The sequence below is a fragment of the Buttiauxella sp. S19-1 genome (assembly GCF_022134725.1).
GTDB lineage: Bacteria > Pseudomonadota > Gammaproteobacteria > Enterobacterales > Enterobacteriaceae > Buttiauxella > Buttiauxella ferragutiae.
Genome location: NZ_JAHWLU010000019.1, coordinates 48091 through 55247 on the forward strand (window position 1 = coordinate 48091; position 7157 = coordinate 55247).

Annotated in this window: 6 protein-coding genes and 1 pseudogene; 5 read left to right on the top strand and 2 right to left on the bottom strand. The window is 50.7% G+C overall.

Annotated features, from left to right (window positions below; translation table 11 throughout):
• Nucleotides 1-260 precede the first annotated feature (260 nt).
• From ibpA to MES37_RS07055, 3 genes are all read left to right on the top strand, one after another.
• Nucleotides 261-674 (top strand): small heat shock chaperone IbpA, encoded by a 414-nt coding sequence (ibpA, locus tag MES37_RS07045; protein ID WP_064542084.1) that lies wholly within the window; start codon nucleotides 261-263, stop codon nucleotides 672-674.
• Between the two features lie 107 nt (nucleotides 675-781).
• Nucleotides 782-1210, top strand: a complete 429-nt coding sequence (ibpB, locus tag MES37_RS07050) for a small heat shock chaperone IbpB (RefSeq protein ID WP_064542087.1) — start codon at nucleotides 782-784, stop codon at nucleotides 1208-1210.
• Nucleotides 1211-1334: 124 nt separating this feature from the next.
• Nucleotides 1335-2990, top strand: a complete 1656-nt coding sequence (locus MES37_RS07055; RefSeq protein WP_064542090.1) for a putative transporter — start codon at nucleotides 1335-1337, stop codon at nucleotides 2988-2990.
• Nucleotides 2991-2997: 7 nt separating this feature from the next.
• Here MES37_RS07055 and MES37_RS07060 read toward each other — a convergent pair whose 3' ends face one another.
• Nucleotides 2998-3711, bottom strand: coding sequence for a GntR family transcriptional regulator (locus tag MES37_RS07060; protein ID WP_237930770.1), 714 nt, complete (start codon nucleotides 3709-3711; stop codon nucleotides 2998-3000).
• 308 nt (nucleotides 3712-4019) lie between these two features.
• Here MES37_RS07060 and MES37_RS07065 point away from each other — a divergent pair, with 308 nt between their 5' ends.
• Complete coding sequence (locus tag MES37_RS07065; protein ID WP_237930771.1) at nucleotides 4020-5642, top strand: alpha-glucoside-specific PTS transporter subunit IIBC; 1623 nt, start codon at nucleotides 4020-4022, stop codon at nucleotides 5640-5642.
• Entirely contained in the window at nucleotides 5639-6961 is a 1323-nt protein-coding gene (locus MES37_RS07070) for a 6-phospho-alpha-glucosidase (RefSeq protein ID WP_237930773.1), read from the top strand. Before MES37_RS07065 ends, MES37_RS07070 begins: the two co-directional genes overlap by 4 nt.
• 93 nt (nucleotides 6962-7054) lie before the next feature.
• Here MES37_RS07070 and MES37_RS07075 read toward each other — a convergent pair.
• Nucleotides 7055-7157, bottom strand: a pseudogene (locus MES37_RS07075) (IS110 family transposase); the annotation flags it as partial.

Consider the following 7157-nt stretch of genomic DNA (forward strand, 5'->3'; position numbering starts at 1 on the left):
TCCAGGCTGAGAATAAAAATAATGTGTTTGCCACTCTGTGGCAGCTATCGCAGATTAATCCTGTTTACTCCACACACAGTCTATGTATAGACACCGGAAGGCGCAAAAAATTTCCCAATGCACCCTTGAAAAGCGTGAAACAGGACCGATTTTATTAACGTAGCCAGTTAAGAGTACGCCGTAAGGGTACTCAGTAACCTAAGCCTGTCCATGATGGAAGGCAATATTAGAGTCTCGCTGATAATCAGGAGTGTTAATTTATGCGTAATTTCGATTTATCCCCGCTTTATCGTTCTGCTATTGGTTTTGACCGTCTGTTTAATCTGCTGGAAAACAACCAAAGCCAGAGCAACGGCGGCTATCCTCCATACAATGTTGAATTAGTTGACGAAAACAACTATCGCATTGCCATTGCTGTTGCCGGTTTTGCAGAAAGCGAACTGGATATAACTGCCCAGGATAACCTGCTCGTTGTAAAAGGCGCGCATACAGATGCACAACCAGAGCGCACTTATCTCTATCAGGGGATTGCTGAGCGCAACTTCGAACGTAAATTCCAGTTAGCTGAAAACATCCACATCCGTGGTGCTAACCTGGTAAATGGCCTGCTGTATATCGACCTGGAACGTGTGATTCCGGAAGCGATGAAACCGCGCCGTATCGAAATCAATTAATTTCGCGGGTCGCCGTATTGTGCGGCCCAACTCAAAAGTTGTACCCAAACTTAGGCTTGCCGTCAGGGAGCCGAAGATTTAACTCGCTTCAAAGAAGGAGAATACTCATGCGTAACTACGATTTATCACCTCTGCTGCGTCAATGGATCGGTTTTGACAAACTGGCTAATGCCTTACAAACCAGCAGCGAAGGGCAGACATTCCCGCCTTACAACATTGAGAAAGGCGATGATAACCACTATCGGATAACCCTGGCATTAGCCGGTTTCCGCCAGGAAGATCTTGAGATTGAACTGGAAGGCACGCGTCTGAATGTCAAAGGGACGCCAGTCAAACCAGAGAAAGAAACGACCTGGCTGCATCAAGGGTTGGTGACTCAGCCATTTAGCCTGAGCTTCACCCTTGCGGAATACATGAAAGTATCCGGTGCGACATTTACCAACGGTCTGTTGCACATCGATCTGGTACGTGAAATTCCTGAAGAGGTTGCACCGAAACGCATCGCTATCAGTGAGCGCCCGGCGTTAAATAGCTAATCGCATCAACTGCGTTCAAGGCCCCATTTTATGGGGCCTTTTTTGTGCTCTGCACCCCAGTAACGCCGCTGTCTCTCTGCCAGAATCCCTGATAACAACGATGTTATTCACAGGGAATTCTTCGATGAGTGGAATAGCGTTAACAGTCAGTATGTTGGCATTGGTCGCCGTCATCGGCTTGTGGATTGGTAACATCAAAATTCGCGGGATCGGATTTGGCATCGGCGGTGTGCTATTCGGCGGGATTATTGTCGGCCACTTTGTTAATAAGGTCGGGATAGACCTGAATAGTGACATGCTCCATATTATCCAGGAGTTTGGCCTGATCCTGTTCGTCTACACCATTGGGATACAAGTCGGGCCGGGGTTCTTCTCTTCTTTGCGCGTGTCGGGCTTGCGGCTCAATCTCTTCGCGCTGCTTATTGTGGTGATCGGCGGGCTGGTAACTGCGCTCATCTACAAAATCTTCGATGTTCCTCTGCCCGTGGTGTTAGGTATTTTCTCGGGTGCCGTGACCAATACCCCTGCACTGGGCGCGGGGCAGCAAATCCTGACCGACCTTGGTACCCCTGCGGAATTGGTTGATAAAATGGGGATGAGTTACGCGATGGCGTATCCGTTCGGCATTTGCGGCATCCTGATGACCATGTGGCTGATTCGAATGATATTTCGCGTCAATGTCGATCAAGAAGCGCAGCACTTTGAAACTAGTACCGGGCAAAGTCATGCTCAACTCCAGACCATGAATATCTGTGTCGCCAACCCCAATCTTAACGGCTTGCCTATTCAGGATGTGCCGGTCCTCAACAGTGACACCATTATTTGTTCGCGCCTGAAACGCGGTGAATTACTGATGGTGCCAGCGCCTGGTACAGTGATTCAAAGCGGAGATTTATTGCACCTGGTTGGGCAGGAAAAGGATCTGCACTCCGCACTGCTGGTTATCGGTACGCAAGTGGACACCTCGCTTTCTACGCACGGGACCGACCTGCGAGTGGAGCGCGTGGTGGTGACCAACGAGAAAGTCCTCGGCAAAAAAATCCGCGATCTGCACCTAAAGCAGAAGTACGACGTGGTGATTTCACGCCTGAATCGCGCGGGTATCGAGCTGGTTGCTGGCAGCAATGTCAGCCTGCAATTTGGCGATATCCTCAATTTGGTTGGTCGTCCTGAATCAATAGAAGCGGTGGCTGCACAAGTGGGCAACGCGCAGCAAAAACTCCAGCAAGTACAAATGCTGCCGGTGTTTATTGGCATTGGGCTTGGCGTGCTGCTGGGTTCTATCCCGCTATTCATTCCTGGCTTCCCTGTCGCACTGCGCCTGGGTCTCGCGGGCGGGCCACTCATCATGGCGATTATTCTTGGGCGTATTGGCAGTATCGGCACGTTGTATTGGTTTATGCCACCGAGTGCCAACCTCGCGCTGCGCGAGCTGGGAATTGTGTTGTTCCTTGCGGTAGTCGGCTTGAAATCAGGAGGGGATTTCGTCACGACGTTGCTGCATGGCGACGGTGTCAGCTGGATTGGCTACGGCATTCTGATTACCGGTATTCCGTTGCTGGTGACGGCGCTCATCGCCAGATTGCTCGCCAAAATGAATTATCTTACGCTGTGCGGCATGTTGGCCGGTTCGATGACCGACCCGCCTGCGCTGGCTTTCGCTAACGGTTTGCATGCCACCAGTGGCGCTGCAGCACTCTCTTACGCCACCGTTTATCCGTTGGTGATGTTCTTGCGCATTATCACACCGCAGCTTCTGGCGGTGCTGTTCTGGATGTGATGCACGATCAGGCGGGTAAATGCACCCGCCGTAAATGGTAATCCACCTGGTATTCGCTGGCGTTACGGAACATCACCGAGTAATTCACATACTCGCCGCTGTCGCTATATGACAGCGATGTGATGCGCAGAATTGGTGTTAGCTCGTCGATATTGAGCAATTTTGCCATCTTCCTGTCTGCCAGAACGGGCGTCAGGCTTTCGTAGTTACCGCATACAATGATGTGGCATTCATCCTCGATATAACTGAATTTTGAACCTTCCAGATGGGCGACGGACAAATTGCGGAACAGTTTCACCGGCATGTAGCTGTCTTCTACCATCAGCGGTTTGCCATCTACTGAGCGCACCCGGCGCGAGAAATAGATCCGTTCATCAATATTAATGCGCAACTGACTGGCGATGGCGGGTGGTGCGGGCATTATCAGAAACTCCAGCACATTGCTTATCACTTCTTTGCCCTGGTTGCGCATTACCTCGATAAAACCCGTCAGGTTGCTGGTTTCGTGGTGAACATCTTTATTCGCCACGTAGGTGCCGCTGCCGTGGCGGCGCACAACTAACCCCCAGCTCACCAGTAAATCGATAGCCTTGCGTAAAGTCATTCGTGATACGCCGAACTCGCTCGCCAGACGCTTTTCAGATGGCAATGGGCTGCCAATATTGTAATCCGCTGAATTAAGCCGGATTCGTAACCTGTCAGCGATAGATTTGTAGATCACCTGTAGACCTCTTAATGGCTTCACGCTGGGCTTAATAAACCCTCGTTCCATTAATCAATTATATGATTTAAATGATTTTAATTTCGCATTCACCTAATGAATTAGAAAGGAAAAATCACCGTGTCTAGTTATTAATCAAAAAGTAGACAACTTACACCAAATAAAAACTATGAAAGCGATCACGAATCGGTGCGACGGGCAACGATAAGTCACCTGCGTCTCCCTACTCTCAGTCTCAGGCCAGCGTTAAAACCAGCGTTAAAAAATAAGGCCATTTACCCTACAGGTTGTTACGTGAGGATTTAAAAATGCTCAGTCAAATACAACGTTTTGGTGGCGCAATGTTTACCCCGGTTTTGTTGTTTCCGTTCGCCGGGATTGTCGTAGGCATCGCCATTATGTTGCGCAATCCGATGTTCGTCGGCGAAGCGCTCACCGCACCCGATAACTTATTCGCGCAAATTGTTCACATTATTGAAGAAGGTGGCTGGACGGTATTCCGTAATATGCCGCTGATTTTTGCTGTCGGCTTACCTATTGGCCTCGCTAAGCAAGCGCAGGGCCGTGCTTGCTTAGCGGTGCTGGTGAGCTTTATGACCTGGAACTACTTCATCAACGCCATGGGGATGACCTGGGGCCATTATTTCGGTGTCGATTTCAACGCCGATCCGGTGGCGGGATCCGGACTAACTATGATTGCCGGGATCAAAACGCTTGATACCAGCATCATCGGCGCGATTGTTATCTCCGGGTTTGTCACGGCTATCCACAACCGCTATTTCGAAAAACAACTCCCTGTTTTTCTCGGCATCTTCCAGGGCAGCTCATTCGTCGTGATTGTTGCTTTCTTCGCCATGATCCCTTGCGCCTGGATTACCCTGTTTGGCTGGCCAAAAGTGCAAATGGGCATTGAATCACTTCAGGAATTTTTGCGCAGCGCCGGCTCGCTTGGCGTCTGGGTGTATACGTTCCTGGAACGCATTCTGATTCCAACCGGCCTGCATCACTTCATCTACGGTCCATTCATCTTTGGCCCGGCGGTCGTGGAAGGTGGCATCCAGGTTTACTGGGCGCAGCATTTACAGGAGTTCAGCCAGAGCACGCTGCCGCTGAAAACGCTGTTCCCGGAAGGAGGATTTGCACTGCACGGTAACTCCAAGATATTTGGTTGCCTGGGAATTGCACTCGCGCTGTACGCCACTTCTGCACCCGAAAACCGCGTGAAAGTCGCAGGCTTGCTGATACCTGCAACACTCACCGCGATGCTGGTGGGCATCACTGAACCACTTGAATTTACCTTCCTGTTTATCTCGCCGGTTTTATTTGCAGTGCATGCATTTCTCGCCGCAACGATGGCGACCGTAATGTACATGTGTGGCGTGGTGGGCAACATGGGTGGCGGGCTTCTCGACCAGTTCCTGCCGCAAAACTGGATACCGATGTTCCACAATCACGCGTCGATGATGTTTATCCAGATTGGTATCGGTCTGGCCTTCACCTGCATCTACTTTGTGGTGTTCCGCACCCTAATCTTGCGCTTCAACCTGAAAACGCCAGGCCGTGAAGAGAGTGAGATCAAGCTGTACAGCAAAGCGGATTACCAGGCATCCCGCAGTCAGACAACGGCTGCTGCCACCAAAGAAACCAAACAAGGTCAGGCTGCTGGCATCCTCGAAGCGCTGGGCGGTACTGGCAACATTCTTAGCGTCAATAACTGTGCGACTCGCTTACGCATCACCCTTGCGGATATGGCGCAGACGCAAAGCGACGACATTTTTAAAGCGCTGGGCGCCCACGGTGTGGTGCGACGCGGCAACGGTATTCAGGTGATTGTGGGCCTGCATGTCCCGCAAGTCCGAGACCAACTTGAAACCCTGATGAAAGACACTTCTTTGACCGAACTTAAATCCATGACGGAGGCAGTATCATGAAAAAATTCTCTGTAGTTGTAGCCGGTGGCGGCAGCACATTTACCCCTGGTATCGTCTTGATGCTACTGGCAAACCAGCACCGCTTCCCGCTGCGCGCCCTGAAGTTCTATGACAATGACGGCGCACGCCAGGAGACTATCGCTGAAGCCTGCAAAGTCATCCTTAAAGAGCAAGCACCAGAGATTGAGTTCAGTTACACCACTGACCCGAAAGAAGCGTTCTCCGATGTAGACTTTGTGATGGCACACATCCGCGTCGGCAAATACCCGATGCGTGAACAAGACGAGAAGATCCCACTACGTCACGGCGTTCTGGGCCAGGAAACCTGCGGCCCAGGCGGGATTGCCTACGGCATGCGCTCCATCGGTGGGGTATTAGAGCTGGTTGATTTCATGGAAAAATATTCGCCAAACGCCTGGATGCTTAACTATTCCAACCCGGCAGCGATTGTGGCTGAAGCCACGCGTAAACTGCGCCCGAACGCAAAGATTCTCAACATTTGCGATATGCCCATCGGCATTGAAAGCCGTATGGCGCAAATCGCTGGCCTGAAAGATCGTAAAGAGATGCGCGTACGCTATTACGGCCTCAACCACTTTGGCTGGTGGACATCTATCGAGGACCAGAATGGTAATGATTTAATGCCAAAGATCCGCGAACACGTCGCTAAATTTGGTTATGTTCCGCCATCAGATGAACATGGGACAGAAGCCAGCTGGAACGACACATTCTCTAAAGCAAAAGACGTATGGGCTTTGGACCCGAGCACCTTCCCGAATACTTACCTGAAATACTATCTGTTCCCGGATTACGTGGTTAAGCACTCCAATCCAGCACACACCCGCGCCAATGAAGTGATGGAACACCGTGAAAAACATGTGTTTGGTTCCTGTAATGCCATCATTCAGTCTGGGAAATCATCAGCAGGGGAACTGGAGATTGACGAACATGCCTCGTACATCGTCGATCTGGCGGCGGCCATAGCTTTTAACACCCAGGAACGCATGCTGCTGATTGTGCCAAACAATGGGGCAATCAATAACTTTGACCCGGAAGCGATGGTTGAAATCCCTTGCCTGGTCGGAAAAAGTGGGCCGGAACCGTTGGTAGTCGGCAATATTCCACAGTTCCAGAAAGGGTTGATGAGCCAGCAGGTTGCGGTTGAAAAACTGGTAGTAGAGGCCTGGGAAGAAGGCTCTTACGTGAAGTTGTGGCAGGCGATTACGCTGTCTAAAACGGTGCCAAGTGCTTCGGTGGCCAAAGCAATTTTGGATGATTTGATTGAGGCAAACAAAGAGTACTGGCCTGAGCTGAAATAGGTTTTTTCCACGGTTTGCAATATGGTAGTCGGCCTGGGTTTCAGGCCGACTGGAGACTGATGACAAGCCTCTTCGTAGCTACCGTCTTGAACGTCAAGCGGTAGCTGCATAATTTTCATCCCATGGTAATCGGGTTTTCAGTACGCCGAAGCACATATGTACCAGCTTACGCATCACTGCACCCAGGGCCGCTTTT

Bases quoted from the DNA above. Each gene is read 5' to 3' on its own strand.
- ibpA (WP_064542084.1), top strand. From the start codon at position 261: ATGCGTAATTTCGATTTATCCCCGCTTTATCGTTCTGCTATTGGTTTT.
- ibpB (WP_064542087.1), top strand. From the start codon at position 782: ATGCGTAACTACGATTTATCACCTCTGCTGCGTCAATGGATCGGTTTT.
- MES37_RS07055 (WP_064542090.1), top strand. From the start codon at position 1,335: ATGAGTGGAATAGCGTTAACAGTCAGTATGTTGGCATTGGTCGCCGTC.
- MES37_RS07065 (WP_237930771.1), top strand. From the start codon at position 4,020: ATGCTCAGTCAAATACAACGTTTTGGTGGCGCAATGTTTACCCCGGTT.
- MES37_RS07070 (WP_237930773.1), top strand. From the start codon at position 5,639: ATGAAAAAATTCTCTGTAGTTGTAGCCGGTGGCGGCAGCACATTTACC.